The 21157-nt window shown below is 66.7% G+C and carries 23 protein-coding genes; 6 read left to right on the top strand and 17 right to left on the bottom strand.

Annotation, left to right across the window (positions count from 1 at the left end; genetic code table 11):
• The first annotated feature begins 91 nt into the window (after positions 1-91).
• Together AAC067_RS01225 and parE are read left to right on the top strand one after the other, a co-directional pair.
• A complete protein-coding gene (locus tag AAC067_RS01225; RefSeq protein ID WP_339928746.1) occupies positions 92-1369 on the top strand; it encodes an O-antigen ligase family protein in 1278 nt (425 codons plus the stop codon).
• Positions 1335-3434, top strand: a complete 2100-nt coding sequence (gene parE / locus AAC067_RS01220) for a DNA topoisomerase IV subunit B (RefSeq protein ID WP_339928744.1) — start codon at positions 1335-1337, stop codon at positions 3432-3434. The genes AAC067_RS01225 and parE overlap by 35 nt, the downstream gene beginning before the upstream one ends.
• On the opposite strand, the gene AAC067_RS01215 is transcribed toward parE, so the two are convergent.
• Positions 3431-4759 carry an MATE family efflux transporter gene (locus AAC067_RS01215; RefSeq protein ID WP_339928742.1) on the bottom strand — a complete coding sequence of 443 codons (1329 nt, stop codon included), beginning with the start codon at positions 4757-4759 and terminating at the stop codon, positions 3431-3433. The genes parE and AAC067_RS01215 overlap by 4 nt on opposite strands.
• A 133-nt stretch (positions 4760-4892) precedes the next feature.
• Positions 4893-5276: a hypothetical protein gene (locus AAC067_RS01210; RefSeq protein WP_339928740.1), complete on the bottom strand. Its 384-nt coding sequence runs from the start codon at positions 5274-5276 to the stop codon at positions 4893-4895.
• Positions 5277-5515: 239 nt separating this feature from the next.
• Between AAC067_RS01210 and AAC067_RS01205 the strand changes: the two genes are divergently transcribed.
• From AAC067_RS01205 to AAC067_RS01195, 3 genes are all read left to right on the top strand, one after another.
• Positions 5516-7216, top strand: coding sequence for a DEAD/DEAH box helicase (locus AAC067_RS01205; RefSeq protein ID WP_339928738.1), 1701 nt, complete (start codon positions 5516-5518; stop codon positions 7214-7216).
• Between the two features lie 105 nt (positions 7217-7321).
• Positions 7322-8380, top strand: a complete 1059-nt coding sequence (locus AAC067_RS01200; RefSeq protein ID WP_339928736.1) for a GGDEF domain-containing protein — start codon at positions 7322-7324, stop codon at positions 8378-8380.
• A gap of 56 nt (positions 8381-8436) precedes the next feature.
• Positions 8437-9204 carry a 1-acyl-sn-glycerol-3-phosphate acyltransferase gene (locus AAC067_RS01195; RefSeq protein WP_339928734.1) on the top strand — a complete coding sequence of 256 codons (768 nt, stop codon included), beginning with the start codon at positions 8437-8439 and terminating at the stop codon, positions 9202-9204.
• Here AAC067_RS01195 and AAC067_RS01190 read toward each other — a convergent pair.
• Genes AAC067_RS01190 through AAC067_RS01140 form a run of 11 tightly spaced genes read right to left on the bottom strand, consistent with a single transcriptional unit; the run spans position 9201 to position 17055 of the window.
• A complete protein-coding gene (locus AAC067_RS01190) occupies positions 9201-9563 on the bottom strand; it encodes a TfoX/Sxy family protein (RefSeq protein WP_339928732.1) in 363 nt (120 codons plus the stop codon). The two genes, AAC067_RS01195 and AAC067_RS01190, sit on opposite strands and share 4 nt — an antisense overlap.
• Before the next feature lie 3 nt (positions 9564-9566).
• The gene (locus tag AAC067_RS01185) at positions 9567-9962 is read right to left on the bottom strand and encodes an iron-sulfur cluster assembly accessory protein (RefSeq protein ID WP_339928730.1); all 396 of its coding nucleotides are present in this window, start codon (positions 9960-9962) and stop codon (positions 9567-9569) included.
• A 10-nt stretch (positions 9963-9972) separates the two neighbouring features.
• The gene (locus AAC067_RS01180; protein ID WP_339928728.1) at positions 9973-10365 is read right to left on the bottom strand and encodes an SUF system Fe-S cluster assembly protein; all 393 of its coding nucleotides are present in this window, start codon (positions 10363-10365) and stop codon (positions 9973-9975) included.
• 8 nt (positions 10366-10373) lie between these two features.
• Positions 10374-11609 (bottom strand): cysteine desulfurase, encoded by a 1236-nt coding sequence (locus AAC067_RS01175; RefSeq protein ID WP_339928726.1) that lies wholly within the window; start codon positions 11607-11609, stop codon positions 10374-10376.
• Positions 11609-12631, bottom strand: coding sequence for a Fe-S cluster assembly protein SufD (sufD, locus tag AAC067_RS01170; protein WP_339928724.1), 1023 nt, complete (start codon positions 12629-12631; stop codon positions 11609-11611). The genes AAC067_RS01175 and sufD overlap by 1 nt, the downstream gene beginning before the upstream one ends.
• Positions 12628-13377 carry a Fe-S cluster assembly ATPase SufC gene (gene sufC / locus AAC067_RS01165; protein WP_339928722.1) on the bottom strand — a complete coding sequence of 250 codons (750 nt, stop codon included), beginning with the start codon at positions 13375-13377 and terminating at the stop codon, positions 12628-12630. The genes sufD and sufC overlap by 4 nt, the downstream gene beginning before the upstream one ends.
• Positions 13378-13683 carry a hypothetical protein gene (locus AAC067_RS01160; protein ID WP_339928720.1) on the bottom strand — a complete coding sequence of 102 codons (306 nt, stop codon included), beginning with the start codon at positions 13681-13683 and terminating at the stop codon, positions 13378-13380. It abuts the gene before it with no gap.
• Positions 13680-13988, bottom strand: coding sequence for a hypothetical protein (locus tag AAC067_RS01155; RefSeq protein WP_339928718.1), 309 nt, complete (start codon positions 13986-13988; stop codon positions 13680-13682). Before AAC067_RS01155 ends, AAC067_RS01160 begins: the two co-directional genes overlap by 4 nt.
• A complete protein-coding gene (gene sufB / locus AAC067_RS01150; protein ID WP_339928716.1) occupies positions 13985-15451 on the bottom strand; it encodes a Fe-S cluster assembly protein SufB in 1467 nt (488 codons plus the stop codon). Before sufB ends, AAC067_RS01155 begins: the two co-directional genes overlap by 4 nt.
• A gap of 3 nt (positions 15452-15454) precedes the next feature.
• Entirely contained in the window at positions 15455-16594 is a 1140-nt protein-coding gene (locus AAC067_RS01145) for a cysteine desulfurase family protein (protein ID WP_339928714.1), read from the bottom strand.
• Entirely contained in the window at positions 16591-17055 is a 465-nt protein-coding gene (locus tag AAC067_RS01140; protein ID WP_339928712.1) for an Rrf2 family transcriptional regulator, read from the bottom strand. Before AAC067_RS01140 ends, AAC067_RS01145 begins: the two co-directional genes overlap by 4 nt.
• Positions 17056-17214: 159 nt before the next feature.
• On the opposite strand from AAC067_RS01140, the gene AAC067_RS01135 reads away from it, so the two are divergent.
• A complete protein-coding gene (locus AAC067_RS01135) occupies positions 17215-17865 on the top strand; it encodes an alpha/beta hydrolase (RefSeq protein ID WP_339928710.1) in 651 nt (216 codons plus the stop codon).
• 64 nt (positions 17866-17929) lie between these two features.
• Here AAC067_RS01135 and AAC067_RS01130 read toward each other — a convergent pair whose 3' ends face one another.
• From AAC067_RS01130 to AAC067_RS01115, 4 genes are all read right to left on the bottom strand, one after another.
• Complete coding sequence (locus tag AAC067_RS01130; protein ID WP_339928708.1) at positions 17930-18343, bottom strand: SgcJ/EcaC family oxidoreductase; 414 nt, start codon at positions 18341-18343, stop codon at positions 17930-17932.
• Between the two features lie 213 nt (positions 18344-18556).
• The gene (locus tag AAC067_RS01125) at positions 18557-19282 is read right to left on the bottom strand and encodes a DUF6624 domain-containing protein (protein ID WP_339928706.1); all 726 of its coding nucleotides are present in this window, start codon (positions 19280-19282) and stop codon (positions 18557-18559) included.
• Between the two features lie 71 nt (positions 19283-19353).
• Positions 19354-20556 carry a DUF1343 domain-containing protein gene (locus tag AAC067_RS01120; RefSeq protein WP_339928704.1) on the bottom strand — a complete coding sequence of 401 codons (1203 nt, stop codon included), beginning with the start codon at positions 20554-20556 and terminating at the stop codon, positions 19354-19356.
• Positions 20553-21128 carry a DOMON-like domain-containing protein gene (locus tag AAC067_RS01115; protein WP_339928702.1) on the bottom strand — a complete coding sequence of 192 codons (576 nt, stop codon included), beginning with the start codon at positions 21126-21128 and terminating at the stop codon, positions 20553-20555. Before AAC067_RS01115 ends, AAC067_RS01120 begins: the two co-directional genes overlap by 4 nt.
• Between the last annotated feature and the right edge of the window lie 29 nt (positions 21129-21157).

The following is a 21157-nucleotide window of genomic DNA, read 5'->3' as shown; positions in this document are numbered from 1 at the left end:
CACGACCGCGCACCCTGCGCCGGTGCGCCCGTCCCGTCCTGATTCCCGACTGACCGATCGCGAGCCGCCCCTGTGGGAGCGGGTCGGGGCGATGATCTGTATCGTCATGCTGACCGGGGCCCTGATCGGGCCGGTGTTCGCCCCGAACCAGGGCGAGACGCCGATGCTGCGGCTGATCTGGCTGCCGGTCTATGCGATCATTTTCGGCCTGATCGCGGCCCGGTTCCAGCAGGTGCTGCGCGCCTGGCCGGCCTGGCTGGCGTTGGCGGGGCTGATCGCCCTCGCCTATGCATCGAAATATTGGTCGATCGATCCGGCGGTGACCGGGCGGCGGGTCATCGCCATGACCATGACCGGCAGTTTCGCCCTGTATCTGGGCACGGCCTTCACCGGCGAGCGCCTGCCACGCCTGCTGATGCAGTCGGTGCTGATCATGGCGCTGGGCAGTCTGGTCATGGTGTTCGCCTTCCCGGCCATCGGCATACACCAGGAGGACAATGCCGGGCTGTGGCGGGGCCTCTGGTACGAGAAAAACCAGATGGGCATCGTCATGGTCGCCGGGGCCACGGCGGCGGCGGCCTGTCTGGCGGCGGGCACCGGGCGCTGGAAGGCCCCGGCCCTGACCCTGGTGCTGAGCACGGCGCTGGTGATCGCGACCCAGTCCAAGACCTCGCTGCTGTGCCTGTTGCTCGGCCTGGGTCTGATCTCGGCCCTGTGGGCGATGCGGCGCGGCGGCCCGGTCTTTGCCGTTGTCTGCGTCTGGCTGGGAATCGTGGTGGTCGGGATCGGTGCCTATGTCTTCCTGACCGACCCGGAATCGATCCTGGTGGCCCTGGGCAAGGACCCGTCCCTGACCGGGCGCACCCACATCTGGGACAGTCTGATGCGCCGCGTCGCCGAGCGGCCGTGGACCGGCTACGGCTACAGCGCCTTCTGGGGCCGGGAGTCGATCCCGGCCGCCTTCGTCCGTCAGGAGACCGACTGGCCGGTACCCTCGGCCCACAACGGCTGGATCGACCTGCTGGTGCAACTGGGCTGGCCGGGCGCGATCGCCGTCGGCAGCCTGTTCGTGACCGCCACGATCATGACCCTGACACGGCTGGGATCGGCCGGGGTGCGCGAAGGCTACTGGGCCATCGCCTATCTGGGGGTGTTTCTGCTGCTGAGCCTGTCGGAGAGCGTGCTGCTGAGCCACGCCGACCTGCCCTGGACCCTGTTCCTGGCGATATTGGCGCGCGCCCTGTCACCCGGGACGGCGGCGATATCCACATCGCTTGCCCCGAACCCCCATGCGGCCTACCAGACCCGTTCCCGAATCGCCGCACAGTATGCTTATGGGCCAGCCCGCAGACCTCTTTTCCGCCTTTGACGACGACCAGCCGACGCCGGTAACGACCGCCGCTGCGGTACCCCCAACCACGCCTGCTGCTCCGCCGGCCCCGGCCGCAGCCACCCCGGCCCGCACAGCCACGACGGTGAGCGCACCGTCGGCCCCGCCCGTCCCCGGCAGCTATTCCGCCTCGTCGATCGAGGTGCTGGAAGGGCTGGAGCCGGTGCGCAAGCGGCCCGGCATGTATATCGGCGGCACCGACGAGCGCGCGCTGCACCACCTGTTCGCCGAAGTCCTCGACAACGCTATGGACGAGGCCGTGGCCCGTCATGCCAAGCTGATCACCGTCGACCTCGACGCCGATGGCTTCCTGTCGGTGCGCGATGACGGGCGCGGTATCCCGGTCGACCCCCACCCCAAACACCCCGGCAAGTCGGCGCTGGAAGTGGTGATGACGGTGCTGCACTCGGGCGGCAAATTCTCGGGCAAGGCCTATGAGACCTCGGGCGGCCTGCACGGTGTCGGCGTTAGTGTCGTCAATGCCCTGAGCGAGCGGCTGGACGTTACCGTCTGGCGCGACGGCCATGAGTGGAAACAGTCGTTCAGTCGCGGCCTGCCACTGGGTCCGATCGAACGCGGTGCCGCGTCGAAGAAGAAGGGCACCCTGATCCGCTTCCGCCCGGATGAGCAGATCTTCGGTACCGGCGCATCGTTCAAACCGGCCCGTCTGTTCCGCATGGCCCGGTCCAAGGCCTATCTGTTCCGCGGGGTCGAGATCCGCTGGAGCTGCGCGCCGGAACGGATCATCGATCACACCCTGACCGAGGCGGTGTTCCACTTCCCCAACGGCCTGGCCGACGCCCTGGCCGAACGGGTCGGCGATCTGGAGACGGTCACTCCAGCCTTCGAGGGTCGGGTCGAGCGCAAGGGCGAGGCCGGGGCCGTTGAATGGGCCGTGACCTGGTCGCCGATCGGGTTCGGCGAGTCCGACGGTTTCGTCCAGTCCTACTGCAACACCGTCTCGACACCCGACGGCGGCACCCACGAGGCAGGCTTCCGCGCCGCCCTGGTCAAGGGGCTGAAATCCTATGGCGAGCTCAGCAACGAAAAGCGCGCCAGCCTGATCACGGCCGAGGATGTGATCGCCAATGCCGGGGCGATGATCTCGGTGTTCGTGCGTGAACCCGAGTTCCAGGGCCAGACCAAGGACCGGCTGTCATCGCCGGACGCCCAGCGCCTGGTCGAACAGCTGCTGCGCGACCCGCTGGACCACTGGCTGACCGAAAGTCCGAAACAGGCCAACACCCTGCTGGGCTTCGTCATCGAACGGGCCGAGGACCGACTGCGCCGCCGCAAGGACAAGGAGGTCCAGCGCGCCCAGGCCACGCGCAAGCTGCGCCTGCCGGGCAAGCTGTCGGACTGTTCGCGCCAGTCGGCCAACGGCACCGAACTGTTCATCGTCGAGGGCGACTCGGCCGGCGGCTCGGCCAAACAGGCGCGCGACCGCACCACCCAGGCCATCCTGCCCCTGCGCGGCAAGATCCTGAACGTCGCCTCGGCCACGGCCGACAAGCTGCGCCAGAACATCGAACTGTCCGACCTGCAGCTGGCGCTGGGCGTGATCACGGGGCCGCGTTTCAACATCGACGACCTGCGCTATGAGCGGATCGTCATCATGACCGACGCCGACGTCGACGGGGCCCATATCGCGGCCCTGCTGATCACCTTCTTCTATCGCGCCATGCCCGAGGTCATCCGTCAGGGGCGGTTGTTCATGGCCCTGCCTCCGCTGTACCGGATCAGCGCCGGGGCCCTGTCGGACTATGCCCGCGACGACGCCCACCGCGACGAACTTCTGGCCACGACCTTCAAGGGCAAGAAGGTCGAGATCGGCCGCTTCAAGGGTCTGGGCGAGATGATGGCCGCCCAGCTGAAGGAGACCACTATGGATCCGAAGAAGCGCACCCTGGCCCGCGTCACCCTGCCCGAGAGCGAGGATGAGATCGAGGATCTGGTCGAGCGCCTGATGGGCAAGAAGGCCGACGCCCGCTTCCGCTTCATCCAGGACAATGCCCAGTTCGCGGTGGCCGACCTCGACGTCTAGACGGCCGGGACCACAACGACCTCCGGCGACGGCAGATCGGCCAGCTTCCGTCGTAGCTCGCGTCGCAGGAACCACAGGGCAATCAGCATGTGCAGGGCGACCGAAGCGGCCGACAGCCACCAGACGTGCTCCAGCCGCGCCCAGGGCTGGGTCGACAGCCAAATGGCGGGCACGGCGAAGGTGACCAGCCGCGAGCCACTGCCGAACAAGGCCGGACGGGTGTCGCCCAGGGCCTGAAAGGTGCCTGAGGCGGTGAAGATCAGGCCGGTGGCCACGAAATTCAGCGAGATGATGCGCAGGAAGGTCGCGCCGATCCGGATCACCTCGGGGTCGCGGGCGAACAGGCCGACCAGCGTGTCAGCCTCGATCTGGCACAACACGGTCAGACAGACCATCAGCCCGGTGCTGATCAGGGCCGCCTGACGCACGGTCTCGCGCACGCGGTCGCCACGTCCGGCCCCGAAATTCTGGCCGGCGACCGGGGCCACGGCGAAGGAGACCGCCATGGCCGGCAGGAACACCGCCTGCATGACCCGGGTGCCGACGCCGTAGCCGGCCTGGGCCTCGCTGCCGAACTGGCGGATCACGCCATAGACAACCCCGGCCGTGACGAACATCAGCAGGAACTCCGCCGCCGACGGCAGACCGATACCGATGATCCTGCGACAGACGGCGAAGTCCGGTCGCGGCAGGCGCAACGGCCCGCCGATCAGGGTCTGGACCCGACCGAACACCCACAGGGCCCCGAGAAAGCCGACGGCCGCAGCTATGGTGCTGGCCAGACCGGCCCCGAACACCCCCAGCGGCACGCCGGTGCCCCAGCCCGCGATCAGCACCGGGGCCAGCAGGGCGTTCAAAACGACGGTGCCGGTCTGGATCAGCATGGTCGGCTTCACCACCCCGGCGGCGCGCAGGGCTGCGCCCATGGCATTGGTCGGAAACATCAGGGCCAAGGCCGGCAGGAAGCCGTACAGATAGGCCGTCCCCTGCCCGGCCGTGTCGGCATCGGCAGCCAGCAGCGCCATGCCCGATCGCGCGAACAGATAACCCCCCGCCAGGGTCAGGACGGTCAGGCCCAGGGCCAGGATCATCGACTGATGATAGACGGCCGCTGCCTCTTGCGGGCGCTTGCCGCCGATGGCCCGGGCGATCAACGACAGGGCCCCGACCGAGATCATCTGGGCCGCAGCCATCGACAGAAAGAAGCTGGTTCCCGCCAGGCCGACACCGGCAATCGCTGTCGGCCCGATACCGGCGACGAAATACAGATCGATGAGGAAATAGGCGGTCTGGAACACCAGGCCGATGCCGATAAAGGCGGCCATGGACAAGTGATCGAGCCGTGGGTCAGGTCTTGTTGCATCGCGGCCGTCCAGAATGTCCGGACATGAGCCATTCATGCCGGGCGGTCGGGGATTTACCCGGACAAAACCTCGTCGTCAATATTACCCGGGTAAATTATTGGCTGCCGCCCGCAGCATTGTCGCCCTGCCGTCCGGCGACGAGGACATTCTGGACGCGACGGCCCAGCGGGTCGCGCGACTGCCAGGTCTCGCCGACCGAGGCGTCGATCATTGCCGTGCAGAAACGGGGGATGATCATGCTGGGCTGCATCCGGTTGAGGCAGACGCGATCGCCATTGACCGCCCACCGGGCGCGCAGCTCACGACCGTCGGAAAACCGGGCCAGATAGGAGCCGTCACGGTTGAACCAGTGTTTGACCCAGCCGCCGTCCGGATAACGACTGACAACGGTGTTGCCGAAGACAACATCAATACCGGCATGACCCGGAGACGCCACGAGGCATCCGGCCAGTGCGATAATCAAACCGATAAGGCGCATGGACAAAGCCCCCACTTCCATCCCGTCGGAGCGACCATTAACGATCTGTTAGGAAATGCCAAGCGACTTGCCGAGACCGTGACCGGGGCGGAAAACTTGACTCAGGCGCGGGGTCTTCTATACCGCTGCCATCCGGAACAGGTCTGGCGAATCCGCGCCGCCCGCTCGCCCATCGAGGGGCGGTTCCGTGCATTTGCCGTCGTCCCCTAGCGAGGGGCGCCTATTGTTCCCAAGGATCCATGACAGAATTTAATCAACTGGGCCTCTCGCCCACGACCCTAAAAGCGGTCGCTGATACCGGCTACACCACAGCCACCCCCATTCAGGAGCAGGCCATTCCGGTCGCCCTGGCCGGACGCGACGTGCTGGGCATCGCCCAGACCGGCACCGGCAAGACGGCAGCCTTCACCCTGCCCCTGATCGACCGCCTGGCCAAGGGCCGGGCCCGGGCGCGGATGCCGCGGGCGCTGGTACTGGCCCCGACCCGGGAACTGGCCGACCAGGTCGCCTCCAGCTTCGAGAAATACGCCAAGGGCACCAAGCTGAACTGGGTGCTGCTGATCGGCGGCGTCTCCATGGGCGAGCAGGTCGCGGCCCTGAACAAGGGTGTCGACGTTCTGATCGCCACGCCCGGCCGGCTTCTGGACCTGTTCGAACGCGGCAAGATGCTGTTGACGGGCGTCGAGATCATGGTCGTCGACGAAGCCGACCGCATGCTGGACATGGGCTTCATCCCCGACATCGAGCGCATCTTCAAACTGACCCCGCCCAAGCGTCAGACGCTGTTCTTCTCGGCCACCATGCCGCCCGAGATCACCCGGCTGACCACGCAGTTCCTCAAGGATCCGACCCGCATCGAGGCCTCGCGTCCGGCCATGACCGCCGAGACCATCGCCCAGTATCTGGTGCGCGTCCCCAACAGCGACCCCAAGACCAAGCGCGCGGCGCTGCGGGCCCTGATCGGCCGGGACGATGTTCGCAACGGCATCGTCTTCTGCAATCGCAAGTCCGAGGTCGATGTCGTCGCCAAGTCGCTCAAGCAGCATGGCTTCGACGCCGCGCCGATCCACGGTGATCTCGACCAGTCGCTGCGGACCAAGACCCTGGCGGCTTTCCGCTCCGGCGAACTGAAGCTGCTGGTCGCCTCGGATGTGGCCGCGCGCGGCCTCGACATCCCCGACGTCAGCCACGTGTTCAACTACGACGTCTCGCACCATGCCGACGACTATGTGCACCGCATCGGTCGTACCGGCCGGGCCGGCAAGAAGGGTCAGACCTTCATGATCGTGACCCCGGGCGACGACAAGTCGCTGGATAAGGTCCTGAAGCTGATCAAGATGGACCCGGAAGAACTGGTGCTGGATCTCAATTTCGGCACTGGCAAGAGCAGCGCGCCGCGCCGCGACGAAGGCCGGTCCGGCCGGGGTCGCAGCGAACCCGCTGCCGAGAGCCGCAGTGAAAGCCGGGGCGGCCGCGCCCCGCGCGCCAAGGCCGCTGACGCCCCCCTCGTTGAAGCACCGGTCGCCAAGGTCGCGGCCGAGCCGGTCACGCCTGTATCCGACACCGGTACCGAGGACGCACCGCGCCGCGCCCGCAGCCGTCGCACACCCAAAAGCGCCCCCGGCACCGCGCGTCCGACACCGGCCGAAGCCCCCGCGGCCGAGGTCCCTGTCGCACCGACCGCGTCTGCTGCGCCTGAACGCACACGCACACGCACACGTAGCCGGGCCGCCAGGCCCGAACGGGCTGCGCCGGTCGAAGCCGCACCGGTGACACCGGACGCCCCCAACGCACGACCGGTTCAGGAACCGCGGCTGCGCCAGGTCGATCGCCGTGCCGGAGCCGAGGCCGCCGAACCGGTGTCCGCCGCCACCGGCAAGGCCTTCGGTGAGTCCGACGTTCCCGCCTTCCTGCGCCGGCCCGCGACCCTCAAGGGTTGAAACCAACTGACCGTCTCTATTTTGCCGTCGGTTTAACTCGACGTTACGGAAGCCGGGCCTAGTCTTTCCGCATCAAGGACCTCCGGCGGTCCGTGGGGGCTAAGAATGGCTGCACAGGTAGAAACCACGCTTCGGGGACCGGACTCCTACTCGCTGGCGCGTCGCGTCATTGAGGCGATGGAAGCCGCCGAGGTCTGGCCGACACCGGTCAATTTCGAGCTCTGGCTGTACTATCTCAGCGAACCCGACGGGGCCCTGGGGCGCGAGATCCAGCGCCTGCTGGATACGCGCGAACCGATCAGCGAAGCGACCGCCGACATGCTGGCCGCCGAATACCTGCCGCGCGGTCGTCTGTCCGAGGAAATCCGTGACGCCGGACGCGTGCTCGACCGCGAGTTGACCAGCGTCGCCGAGGCGATCTCCGAAGCCCACAGCAGCAATGTCGCCTTCGGCGCCACCCTGGCCGAGGCTTCGGCCAATATCGAAAGTGCCGACGATCCGGAACAACTCAAGGTTCTGGTCACCGGCCTGACGGCCGCGACCCACCAGGTCCAGGCTGAAAACGCCAGCCTCGAACAGCGGCTGGACAACTCGACCCAGGAAGTCGCCCGGCTGCGCGAACACCTCGAACAGGTGCGCCGCGACGCCATGACCGATGCCCTGACCAACCTGGCCAACCGCAAGGCTTTCGACATCCAGCTCGACAGCGCCACAGAAGCGGCCGAGGCGAATTCGACGCCGCTGGCCCTGGCCGTGCTCGACATCGACCATTTCAAGCGTTTCAACGACACTTGGGGCCACCAGACCGGCGATCAGGTGCTGCGCTATGTCGCCAGTGTGCTGGCGCGGATATCGTCCGAGCCGCGCTTTGCCGCCCGCTACGGCGGCGAGGAGTTCGCGGTAATCTTCCCGGCCGAGAAAACGACGGCGGTGATGGCCGCGCTGGAATGCATCCGCAAGGAAATCCGCTCGCGTTCGTTGCGCCGACGCTCGACCGATGATGACCTGGGGGCCGTGACCATCTCGATCGGTTTCGCCGAACGTCGACCGTCCGAAACCGCCACCTCCCTGCTCGAACGGGCCGACGCCGCCCTCTATGAGTCCAAGCGCGGCGGTCGCGACATGACGACCCGGGCCAACGATCCGCAACAGGCCGCCGCCTGATCTTCGGCGGGATGATTTGCTGATGCATCCGCGGCCTGTGGTGGCATAGTCCGGTAATGCGAAGCTTCACCTTCAGCGTCTCCTACTGGATCCTGTCCGTCACCTATGCGGGCGCGGCGGCCCTGGCAGCCCTGACCCCCAGCCAGACCGCGACCGGCTGGATCATCCGCCGCTATGTGCGCCGCATGGTGCAGGCGATGCGGATCTTCGCCGGTATCCATATCGAGGTCCGCGGACGCGAACATCTGCCGGCCGGGGCCTTCGTCATCGCATCGAAACACCAGTCGTGGGGCGACGGCTTCGCCACCTATGACCAGTTCGATGACCTGGCCTTCGTCACCGGCGACCATCTGGAGCGATTTCCGCTGCTGGGCACGGTGCTGCGCAAGCTGGGCGCGATCGTCGTCAACAATTGCGGCGGCCATGACGCGCGTCAGGCGCTGGCGGCCCGCGCCGCCGACGCCCACGCCAGGGGCCGCCGCATCCTGATCTATCCCGAAGGCAGCCTGGCCAAGGTCGGTGAGAAATTCCGTTATCGGTCCGGCGTCTGGCACATGTACCGCGACTTCGACATGCCGGTGGTGCCGCTGGCCAGCAACCTGGGCCTGTTCTGGCCGCAGGAGGCCTATCGCAAGACCCCCGGCCGGGCGACGCTGGAGTTCCTGCCGCCCATCCCCACCGGCCTCGACAAGGGCGAGTTTCTGGCCCGGCTGGAAGCGGCGGTTGAGGATCGCACCGCTGAACTGATCGCCGAGGCGACTGGCCGGCCGGTGACCCCCGCGGTGCGGGTGACCGGTCCGAACGAAGCGGTCCCTTCGCTCTAGGCTTTCAGCTTGCGGGGCTTCTTATTCGCCGCCTTGCGCACCGCCGCCGCCATCGCCGCCCGGGCCCAGCGCACAGCCTCATCGGTGTCGTCCGCGGCGCTGTCCGGCAGGCTCCAGTAGCCCATGGCCATCGACCGTCCGTCCTTGGCCGAATAGGTGAACTGGCGCGCGCCGGCCGCACGCAGGGCCGGTTCGTTGTCGTCATCGGCCTTCAGCCAGACCACGCCGTCGTCCAGCAGGGCCCAGATCAGCCCGTTGGCATAGACGCTGCCCGCGCCGAACATCGGCTTGATCTCCAGTGGCCCCAGGGCGGAGAAATGCTCCCGCACCCAGTCACCGAAGGCCGGGTCATAGGCCATCGCTCAGTCCTCGAGCGCCGAGGCCGGGATGATGGTGACGCTCTCGCCGCAGCCACAGGCGTCGGTCTGGTTCGGATTGCGAAACACGAATTTGGACGACAGGGTCGAGGTCTCGAAATCAATCTCGGAGCCGATCAGGAACAGGATGGCCTTGGGGTCGATCAGGATGGTGACGCCCTTGTCCTCGACCACCTCGTCCAGCGGCTCGATCGTGTCTGCATAGGCGAAGGTGTATTCCTGCCCGGCACAGCCGCCGTTCTTGACCCCGACGCGCAGGCCGACGCGCGGCGTTTCGGCCCGCTCCATGATCTCACGCACGCGTGCGGCGGCGGCATCCGTCAAGGTCACAGCCTTGGGACGGGGTCGACGCGGACGGGTCGTGGTCTGTAGTGCAGTCAATGATTGATCCTCAGAACATGTTCAGGGCCAGCTTGGCCTCGTCACTCATCTTGGACGGATCCCACGGCGGGTCAAACACCAGGCTGGCGTGGGCCGACTTGATGCCCGGCACCGTCATCACCGCATCCTCGACCCAGCCCGGCATCTCGCCGGCGACCGGGCAGCCCGGGGCCGTCAGGGTCATGTCGATCAGGACTTCCTTGTCGTCGGAAACGTCGACCTTGTAGATCAGGCCCAGCTCATAGATGTCGACCGGGATCTCCGGATCGAACACGGTCTTGAGCGCGGTGATCAGGTCGTCCGTCAGCTTGTCGAGCTCGGCCTGCGAGATCGCGCTCTTTGCCGGTTCGTCCCAGGTCTCGGCGAAGGTGCCGCTGCTGGTGGTAAGGGTTCCGTCGTCCATCTTATCCGTCATACAAAAAACTCGCGCGCCCTGATCAGCGCATCGACGAAGGCATCGGCGTCCTCCGTCGTATTATATAGGGCGAAACTGGCCCGGGCGCTTGAACTCACCCCAAATCGTTTCGCCAGCGGCTCGGCGCAGTGCAGTCCGGCCCGCACCGCCACGCCGTAGCGATCCATGATCTGCGCGATGTCATGGGCGTGGGCGTCGGCCACGGTGAAGGTCAGGATAGCCCCCTTCCCTTCTGCAGTGCCGAGGATACGCAGCCAGTCGAATTCGGCCAGCCGGTCGCGGGCGTGGTCATACAGCGCCGCTTCTTGGGCGGCGATGGCGGCGCGATCGAAGCCGGACAGCCAGTCCAGCGCCGCGCCCAGACCGATGGCCTCGATGATCGGCGGGGTGCCGGCCTCGAACCGGTGCGGCACCCCGGCATAGGTGACCCGGTCCTGTTCGACGATGCCGATCATCTCGCCCCCGCCCTGATACGGCGGCAGAGCCTCCAGCGCGGCGCGTTTGCCGTACAGGCCGCCGATACCGGTGGGGCCGTACAGCTTGTGGCCGGTGAACACATAGAAGTCGGCGTCCAGCGCCTGAACGTCGGGCATGCAGTGCACCGCCCCCTGGCAACCGTCGACCAGCACCAGCGCCCCGGCCGCATGCGCCAGATCGGCGATAGCGCGCACGTCATTCACCGTGCCCAGCACGTTCGACATATGGGTGACCGCCACCAGTCGCGTGCGCGGCCCGATCAGGCCTGCGAGAGCGTCCATGTCCAGCGACCCGTCGTCCAGCACCGGGGCCCATTTCAGCACCGCCCCGAAACGCTCGCGCAGCATGTGCCACGGCACGATATTGGCGTGATGCTCCATCTGGGTGACCACGATCTCGTCGCCCGGCTTGATCGACTGACCAAGACCGGCCGCGACCAGATTGATCGCCTCGGTGCCGCCCTTGGTCCAGACAATCTGGTCGGCACTCTCGGCGTTCAGGAACCGGGCGACGGTCTCGCGCGCGGCCTCGAACGCCTCTGTGGTCTCGTTGGCCAGGGTGTGCAGGCCGCGATGGACGTTGGCGTAGTGGGCTTCCATCAGACCGGTCATGGCGGCGATTACCGCGCGCGGCTTCTGGGCCGAGGCGGCGGAGTCCAGATAGACCAGCGGCTTGCCGTTGACCTGACGCGACAGGATCGGGAACTGAGCCCGGGCGGCGTTCACATCAAAGCGCGGCGGCACGGAACCGTCCATCACAGCCGCTCCGTCAACCATTGATTAACCAAACCTCGCACCGCCTCAGGCTCGATCCGGTCGGTCACTTCGCGCAGGAAGGCCTCGGTCAGCAGGGCGCGGGCCTCGTCCAGCGGGAGACCGCGCTGCTGCAGATAGAACAGGGCCGCCTCGTCCAGATTGCCGACCGTATTGCCGTGGGCGCACTGCACGTCATCGGCATAGATCTGCAGTTCCGGCTTGGCATCGACCTCGGCCCGTTCGCCGAGGATCAGGGCGTGATGGCCCATGCGGGCGTCGGTGCCGTCGGCCCCGCGCTCGACGATGATCTGGCCCTGGAACACGCCACGGGCGGTGTCGCGCACCACCCCCTTGGTCAGTTGTGAGGTCAGGCCGTCGGGGCCGACATGGTCGACCACAGTGGTCTGGTCGGCGTGGCGACTGCCGGACAACAGATACACGCTGTCCATCCGCACATCGGCCCCGTGACCGGCGTGGTCCACCCGGGTCTCCAGCCGCTGCAACCGCGCACCGGTGGTCAGGACGGTCTGGCGATAGACACCCCCCTGCCCGACATTGACCGTGGCCTCGGTGATCGAGACGGCGTCCTCGGGCTCATCGACCAGGACGATGCGGGTCACCCTGGCCCGGGCGGCGACGTCGATGGTCAGGCGGTTATGCGCGGCATAGGCCGAGCCCCGGCCCTCATGGCTCTCGAGGATCAGCAGGTCGGCGTCAGGCTGGGCCGCGATGCGGACGGTGGTCGTATGGCCGGTCTCGACCGCATCCGACACGAAGCGCAGACGCAGGGTCTTCTCGCCCCGACCGACATAGGCGTCGGCCCCGACGGCGCGGCCGTTGGCGAACACCACCCCGTCCCCGCCCAGGGCGAAGAAGGGCCCGCCCCCGTCGACCACACCCGGCGGTGACGGCGGCGGCGCATCGCGCAGCCAGCGCTTCAGGTCGGTGTATTTCCACGTCTCGACCCGACGCGACGGGAAGCTCGTGGCGTCGTTCAGATCGATACGGACGGGCGCGTTCACGCCGCCGCCGGAAGGTACTGATCGTAGCCTTCCGCCTCAAGCTGATGCGCCATCTCGGGACCGCCCGAAGCGACGATGCGACCGGCGACCAGCACATGCACCCGGTCGGGTTTGATGTAGTCGAGCAGGCGCTGGTAGTGGGTGATGATCAGCATGGCCCGGTCCGGCGACCGCATGGCGTTGACCCCGTCCGCGACGATGCGCAGGGCGTCGATGTCGAGCCCGGAATCGGTCTCGTCGAGGATCAGCAGCGACGGCTCCAGCAGCGCCATCTGCAGGATCTCCATCCGCTTCTTCTCACCGCCCGAGAAGCCGACGTTGAGCGGCCGCTTCAGCATGTCGAAATCCATTTTCAGCGCCGCCGCCGCCGCCTTGACCTGCTTCAGGAAGGCCGGGGCCGAAACCTCGTCCTCTCCCCGGGCGCGCTTCTGGGCATTCAGCGCCGTGCGCACAAACGTCAGCGCCGGGACGCCCGGAATCTCGATCGGATACTGAAACGACAGGAACACGCCGTGGGCCGCCCGTTCCGCCGGATCCAGCGCCAGCAGATCCTCGCCCTTCCAGCTGACCGACCCGTCGGTCGCGCCATAGCCGGGCCGTCCGGCCACGGCATAGCCCAGCGTCGACTTGCCGGCCCCGTTCGGCCCCATGATGGCGTGGACCTCCCCGGCGGGAACGTCGAGCGTCAGGCCGTTGAGGATGGGGGTGTCACCTATGGTGACGTGGAGGTTCTGGATGGTGAGCATTCAACTGGACTCTGGCGTGGGGTGAACGCGGCTCAGATCCTGCCGCGCGTCGTAGAAGGCGATGATGGCGACCGCGTCCTTCGTCACGTGAAAGACAACGACCTTGTGCCACCGGATAAGGCTCGCTTCCCGCAGTCCGCCCCAGCGAGAGGGGCGAAAGCTGTAGGGTCGCTTGCCGGTACTGATCGAAAGCGCTTCGCTTTCCACCAGGGCGCGATCGGTCAGGCGTGGATCGATGGTCTCAAGATGATCGAGCCAGTCTCGCTGGGCGTTCCGAGCCTCCGTTGACCATCGCACCTGTCTCATCGCGCGAAGCGGACTTTCAACTCCTCAAAAACCTCGGCGTGGGAAGATGTCCGACCGGCCGTGACGTCAGCCAGCCCGCGTTCGATCGCCGCCACCTGTTCGGGCGAAAGCGGATCGCCCAGACGGGCCTCGTTGTCGGTGACGAACTGCTCGGCTGCCGAGGCGATGAACACCTCGAGCGGCATGCCGATTTCCGCCGCCGCGCGCTTGAGGCGGTCGGCCGCATCCGACTGGAACGGAACGGAAATCGTCTCCATCAGACCTTCTCCTGCATTGAGGCGGTTGCGCGCTCGATCATCGGTCATCCCACCGATCCCTCGAGACTGATCGCCACCAGCTTCTGGGCCTCGACGGCGAACTCCATCGGCAGTTTCTGCATCACGTCGCGGACGAAGCCGTTGACCAGCAGGGCCACGGCCTCTTCCTCGGTCAGGCCGCGCTGCTGGGCGTAGAACAGCTGGTCGTCGGACAGGCGGGTCGTCGTCGCCTCGTGCTCCAGATGGGCCGAGCCGTTGCGGGCCTCGATATAGGGGATGGTGTGCGAGCCGCAGTCCTTGCCGATCAGCAGGCTGTCGCACTGGGTGAAATTGCGCACCCCGGTCGCCTTCGGATGCACCGAGACCAGCCCCCGATAGGTCGAATCCGATTGACCCGCCGAGACCGCCTTGGCGATGATCCGGCTCTTCGAATTCTTGCCCAGATGGATCATCTTGGTGCCGGTGTCGGCCTGCTGATGTCCGTTGGTGATGGCGATCGAATAGAACTCACCCGAGCTCTCCTCGCCCTTGAGGATGCAGGACGGATACTTCCACGTCACCGCCGAACCGGTCTCGACCTGGGTCCAGCTGACCTTCGAGCGGTCACCGCGGCAGTCGGCCCGCTTGGTGACGAAATTATAGATGCCGCCCTTGCCCTCGGCATCGCCGGGATACCAGTTCTGCACCGTCGAATATTTGATCTCGGCGTCGTCCAGCGCCACCAGTTCGACCACCGCCGCATGCAGCTGGTTCTCGTCGCGCATCGGGGCGGTGCAGCCCTCCAGATACGAACAATAACTGCCCTTGTCGGCGATGATCAGGGTGCGTTCGAACTGGCCGGTCTGTGACGCATTGATGCGGAAATAGGTCGACAGCTCCATCGGGCAGCGCACGCCCGGCGGGATGTAGACGAACGACCCGTCCGAAAACACCGCACTGTTCAGCGCCGCGAAATAGTTGTCCGACACCGGCACGACCGAGCCCAGATACTGGCGCACCAGATCGGGGTATTCGCGCAGCGCCTCGCTGATCGGCATGAAGATGATGCCGACCTTGGCCAGCTCGGCCTTGAAGGTGGTGACCACGCTGACGCTGTCGAACACCGCGTCGACGGCATAGCGCGGCGCGCCCTCGACCCCGGCCAGAACCTCCTGCTCCTTCAGCGGGATGCCCAGCTTGGCGTAGACGGCCAGGATTTCCGGATCGACCTCGTCCAGCGACTTCAGCGTCGGCTTCTCCTTGGGCGCCGCGTAGAAGAACAGGCTCTGATAATCGACCGGCGTGTATTTCACCGACGACCAGGTCGGCTCATCCATCGCCAGCCAGCGCTCATAGGCGGCCAGACGCCATTCCAGCATCCATTCCGGCTCGCCCTTCTTCTCGGAGATGAAGCGGACGATGTCGGCGCTCAGCCCACGCGGCGCGTATTCCGTCTCGATGTCCGAGGTAAAGCCGTGCTCGTACTTCTCCAGCGCGGCGACAGCGTCGATGGTTTTCTGAACAGCGGCCATGACTCAGGCGGTTTCCTTCGCACGTTCGGTCGCCCGGGCGCAGTGCCGGGCATAGGCGGAGACCCACAGGTCGGCGAAACGGATCCAGTCGGCCCGGGTCGTGCCCCAGCCGCCGGAGACGCGCACGCCGCCGGTTTCCAGATGATGCAGGCCCATGGCCGAGACGGCCTTGGACGGCTTGGTCTTGCCCGACGAACAGGCCGATCCGGCCGAGACCATCACCCCCTGCAGGTCGAGGGTGATCAGCTGCTGCGGGCTGTCCCAGTCGGGCACGGCCATGAACAATGTGTTGGGCAGGCGCTCGGCCTTCTCGCCCAACACCGTAGCCCCGGCGGCGGTGACGGCGGCGGCGGCGTCATCGCGCCAGACGGCGTGGCTCAGGCATTCCGGCAGGTCGCGCAGGGCGCAGACCGCCGATTCGCCGAAGCCGGCGATGCCCGGGGTATTCTCGGTGCCGGCGCGCAGACCGCGTTCCTGGCTGGAGCCGTGCACCATCCGCACGACCGGCAGCCCCTCGCGTGAGATCAAGGCCCCGACGCCCTGCGGTCCGCCCAGCTTGTGGCCGGACAGGGTCAGGGTGTCAGCCTCCAGCGCTGCCATGTCGACCGGGATCTTGCCCGCCGACTGGATGGCGTCGACATGCATCCAGCCCCCGGCCGCATGGACCAGACGCGCGGCCTCGGCGACCGGCTGGACCACCCCGGTCTCGTTATTGGCGTGGTGGACGGCGACCACGGCGCGGCCGGGCCGCTGCAGGGCCTCGGCCAGCCAGACCAGATCGATCACCCCCTGGTCGTCGACCGGCAGGCATTCGACCGGATGACCGAAGGTCAGGGCCGTCTCGGACACGCACGGATGTTCGGTGGCGCTGACGATCAGCCGCTCGCAACCGGCGGCCAGGGCGCTGACCAGGGCCTGACCATTGGACTCGGTCCCGCCCGAGGAAAACACCACGGCCGTCGGATCGACGCCGACCAGCGCGGCCACATGGGCCCGGGCCGTCTCGATCCGCGCCCGGGCACGGCGCCCGGCGGCGTGGACCGCATTGGGATTGCCGTTGTCGGCCAGCGCCGCGGCCATGATGGCCTGGACCTCGGGGCGGACGAGGCCGGACGCGTTGTAGTCAAGATAGATCGCGCTCACGCCGCCGCTCCAATATTGTCGTCATCGGCCGCACGCCGTCGCGCGCCCGTTCTGTTCAGCACCACATCTTCCAGCGACACCTGCGCCAAAAAGCGGTGAATTTCGTCGCCCAGATCGGCCCACAGATTGTGGGTGATGCAGCGTTCTCCGGCCAGCATGCAGCCGCGCGGCGCGGTATTGCCGGTACAGCGGGTCGCCCGGATCGGTTCGTCGACGGCAAAGACGATCTCGGCCACCACGGTCTCATGCGCGCCCTTGGCCAGGCGATAGCCGCCGCCGGGACCGCGCACGCTGTTGACCAGCCCGCTTTTGCGCAGCCGTGCGAACAGCTGCTCGAGGTAGCTGAGCGAGATCTCCTGACGCGTGGCGATCTCCGACAACGACACCGCGCGATCGGTCCCGTTCCGGGCCAGATCGGCCATCGCCATCACCGCATATCGTCCCTTGGTCGACAGACGCATGGTCCACCTTCAAAAATCGCGCGCATTTCGGGGCTGTTGTGTTAGAACCCGCGCCTTCACGAAGGCTGCAGCGCGCCTGCTGGACATAGAAAGTCCTACTAGCGCGGTCAAGTATTACGCAGCTGCGAAATGATTGTTGAACGGATTTTTCGAGCCCCCATGCCTGAAGTCATCCTGCCCGGCGCCTCCGGCCGTATCGAAGGCCGCTATTCCCCCGGCAAGCGCCCCAACGCGCCCATCGCCCTGATCCTGCACCCCCACCCCAAGGCGGGCGGGCATATGAACAACCCGGTGACAGTCACCCTGTACCAGCTGTTCCAGAAGCGCGGCTTCGCGACGCTGCGCTACAACAGCCGCGGCGTGGGCAAGTCGCAGGGCGAGTTCGATTCCGGCATCGGCGAGCTGGCCGACGCCGCCACCGCGCTGGACTGGCTGCAGTCGAACAACCCGGCCGCGACCCAGACCTGGGTCGCCGGCTATCAGTTCGGGGCCTATATCGGCATGCAGCTGCTGATGCGCCGGCCCGAGACGGACGGCTTCATCTCGGTGTCGCCGCCCTCGAACATGTACGACTTCAGCTTCCTGGCCCCCTGCCCGGCCTCGGGCCTGTTCCTGCACGGCACCGCCGACACCGTGGTGCCCCCGGTCGAGGTCGAGCGTGTGGTCAACAAGCTGCGCACCCAGAAGGGCATCGTCATCGACTATGAGCTGGAAGAGGGCGCGAGCCATTTCTGGCAGGACCATATCCCCGCCGTCGACCGCCGCGTCGGGGCCTATCTCGACAAGCGGCTGGAAGAACGCCCGGCGTAAGCCAGACTTCCCTCTGGCTCATCCCCGCTCAGGCGGGGATGAGCCAGAGGAACCCTGCCGGGTATCAGCCAAGCTCAGCGAAAGGGCACGCGTCCTGGAGTTCGGAGCCCAGCGCGAGGTCCGAATTGAAAATGTCCGAAACAATCAGCCAATTTCCGGCCGCCTGCTTCCTGCGGACCTCGAGGAATTTTCCGACGTCCACGCCGTAACCGCCCGACTCTTTCGGGATAAAGACGCAGGATCGGCCCCTCACGACGGCCATGTCGCCGCGCCCATCGATCTGTTGGACATCCAGCGCAATCCGGAAACCCTCCTCGGACGCGGCTTCCCAGGCGGCGATCGCGTCGCGACCGACGGCTTCGGGGCTGTTGGGCGGCATCATGGACGCGTCCGGCGCAAACAGTTCGGCCAATGCCGTCCAGTCGTTCTTGTTATAGGTCGCCACCCATTCGGCCGATGAAGCGCGTATCGCGCTCACGTCCGCGTCCGAAAGCCCGTCCGGACTCGGTTGGCAGGATGCGAGACCAACACAGATGGCTGCCATCACTAGAAGTGGACGCCTGGTTTTCATACTTCCCCCCGGAAATCGTAACTCTGCGTTATTCCAACGGCCTTGTCGCCCTTGTGGCAATGAGTAGAGCAGGATCGGCCTCCGCGCCTCCACCCAAGGTAGGAAGAGCGTCCGGCCTGATCAGTCCTCGGTGCAGGGCGGGTAGTGGGCGAACAAGTCCTCGTACTCGGCGAGGGTCCAATGGAAACCCATGTCCGCGCGGCGTTCGTCGGCATGCTCCGGGTCTTCAAGATTGGCGTAGTCGATCACCCATTTGCCGGCCTTGCAGGTCATCTGGGTGCCGTAGCGCTGCGGCCGCCCCTCATTGATGGCCAGTCGATCGTACATCAGCCCAAAGTCCTGCCCGTCGATCTCGCCGGCGAGCGCCAGCGGTTCGAGGACCGGCACGAACCGACGCCACTGCTCGATAGTCGAATGCTGGATGATCAGGAAGGCTGCACTGGAAGCCTGCTCTCCATAAACACTCGGCAGGAACCAGCCCTCCTCGGGCACCAGCGGCAAAAGCTCGCCAGTCAGACGCCCGTCCAGCGCCGTGACAGGGGCCCACAGCGCGGCCATCGCAACCTGCCGCTCGCCCTCAGGCAGCGCACTCAGATCGACCGCGATGCCGGCCATGCGACCAGCCTGATCCAGCCGCCCCATCCGCTCGAGCCGCTCCCGCACGTCTGCCGGAGGGGGCAAGGCCGCCTGCCGAGCTTCTTCCGTGGCGATGGCGGCGGCGACCGGAGCAATCAGCGCCCGGGCCTCTGCTGACAGCGCAGGTGCCTCGACGGCGACTGGTTCCTGTTGGGGCGCTTCCCCAGCGCAACCGCCCATCAGGGCGGCGATCAGCAGCAGCAGTTTCATCGCACCAGCTCCCGGTTGGCTTCGAACCATCACCGGTAGAACGACAGCCGATCAAGGCAACCCTGTGGCGATCAATACAGCAGGAACGGCTTCCGCTCGGCCACCCACGCCCGCTCATCCGGCACCGTCATGGCATCCAGTTCCTCCGGCGTGGAATCGGCCCGGTCGACCCACTCGCGCAGCGCCGGCCCGCCGTTGATCACGTCGATGGCCAGCTTGCCGAACGCGTATTCATACGGGAAGTCGCGCCACAGGTCGTAGTCGGGATATAGCCGCCGGATCGCCTTGAAGCCCAGCGCCTGGACCCGCCACGGTTGGAAGGTTGCATGGTCATAGGCCGGGTCGTCGATGTGGATCTGCACCCCGCTGCACAGCTGGCCGACGTGTTTGTGGAAGGTCGGCTCGAACCAGCAGTCGCGCAGCCGGCAGCCCTTCAGCCACTGCGGCGCAAAGGCCAGCATTTCGGCGATCACGGCGCGGGCATCGATATCGGGGGCCCCGAACAGTTCCAGCGGCCGGGTCGTGCCGCGCCCCTCGGACAGGGTCGTGCCCTCCAGCATCACCGTCCCGGCATAGGCCCGCGCCATCGACAGGTTCGGCGCGTTAGGGCTGGGGTTGATCCAGCTGCGCTCACCCAGCGGCCAGCCGAAACCGGGCCCCTGTTCCGGCTGCCAGCCCTCCATGGCGATGACGCGATAGGCGACGTCCAGTTTGAAGTGGTCGATGAACCAGTGACCCAGCTCACCCAGGGTCACGCCGTGACGCATCGGTATCGGCCCGGCCCCGACGAAACTCTCCCAGCCCGGCAACAGGGTCAGGCCCTCGACCGGACGCCCGGCCGGATTGGGCCGGTCCAGCACCCACACTTCCTTGCCGTGCTTGGCCGCCGCCTCCAGCACATAGAGCAGGGTCGTGACATAGGTGTAGATGCGGCAGCCGAGGTCCTGCAGGTCGACCAGGATGACGTCAAAGGTCTGCATGGACGCATCAGTCGGTCGCCGCACCTCGCCATACAGGCTGAACACCGGAAAGCCGTGCACCGGATCGGTGAAGTCCGGCGACTCCATCATATTGTCCTGCAGATCACCGCGCATGCCGTGCTGTGGCCCGAAGGCGGCGCTGATCGTCAGGTCCGGACAGGCCGTCAGGGCGTCGATCGCATGGGTCAGATCGGCCGTCACCGAGGCCGGATGCGCCAGCAGGGCCACTCGCTTCCCCTTCAGGGGGGCGCGCAGTTCGGGGTCGGACAACAGGCGGTCGAGGCCGAATTTCATGCGGGCTCCGGGGGCGGTAGGGTCAGGGTGAAGGAGTCGGGATGGTGGAAATCCGGGCTGGCCGACGGATGGGTTAGCGCCCAGTAGGATGTACCGCCTTCAACGACCTCAACAACCGCCGACAGGCCGATTGACCAGGGTACAGCGGGATCGAGCCCGTCCAGACGAACTATAGCCGTCATGGCGAACTGATCGTCATCCGACGCGCGGACCAGAGTCTGGCTTTCCACACCGTCCGGTGACGTCCGGCCCTCGCGGTAGGCCTCGAAGCCATAGACCGCCCATTCGCCCGACGGCGACAGGTTGACCTCGTGATAGCCGGGGCCGGAACCGGCGCGGACAAAGGCCTCGAAACAGGTGTGTCGCCACAGGTCGTCGGCCCGCATGCGCCCCGTCCAGGTCGGCACCAGCACCTGGAACAGGTCACCGCTCAGCACATAGTCCAGCGCCAGCACTGACGGCTCCGGCCGGAAGGCGCTGACCGACAGGCCCGCCACCGGCCCCGCGGTCCCGGCGGGGTGGGCAATCAGGTCGTGAAGGGGCCCCGGCGCACCGGTGGTTCGCGCTTGCATAGGCTCGTGCTACACGCCCTCCTCTCTCC

It is taken from the genome of uncultured Brevundimonas sp., assembly GCF_963977465.1.
In the GTDB taxonomy this organism is placed as follows: Bacteria; Pseudomonadota; Alphaproteobacteria; order Caulobacterales; family Caulobacteraceae; genus Brevundimonas.
The sequence above is the reverse complement of the archived record's forward strand: the minus strand, read 5'-3'. Positions and strand labels throughout refer to the sequence as shown.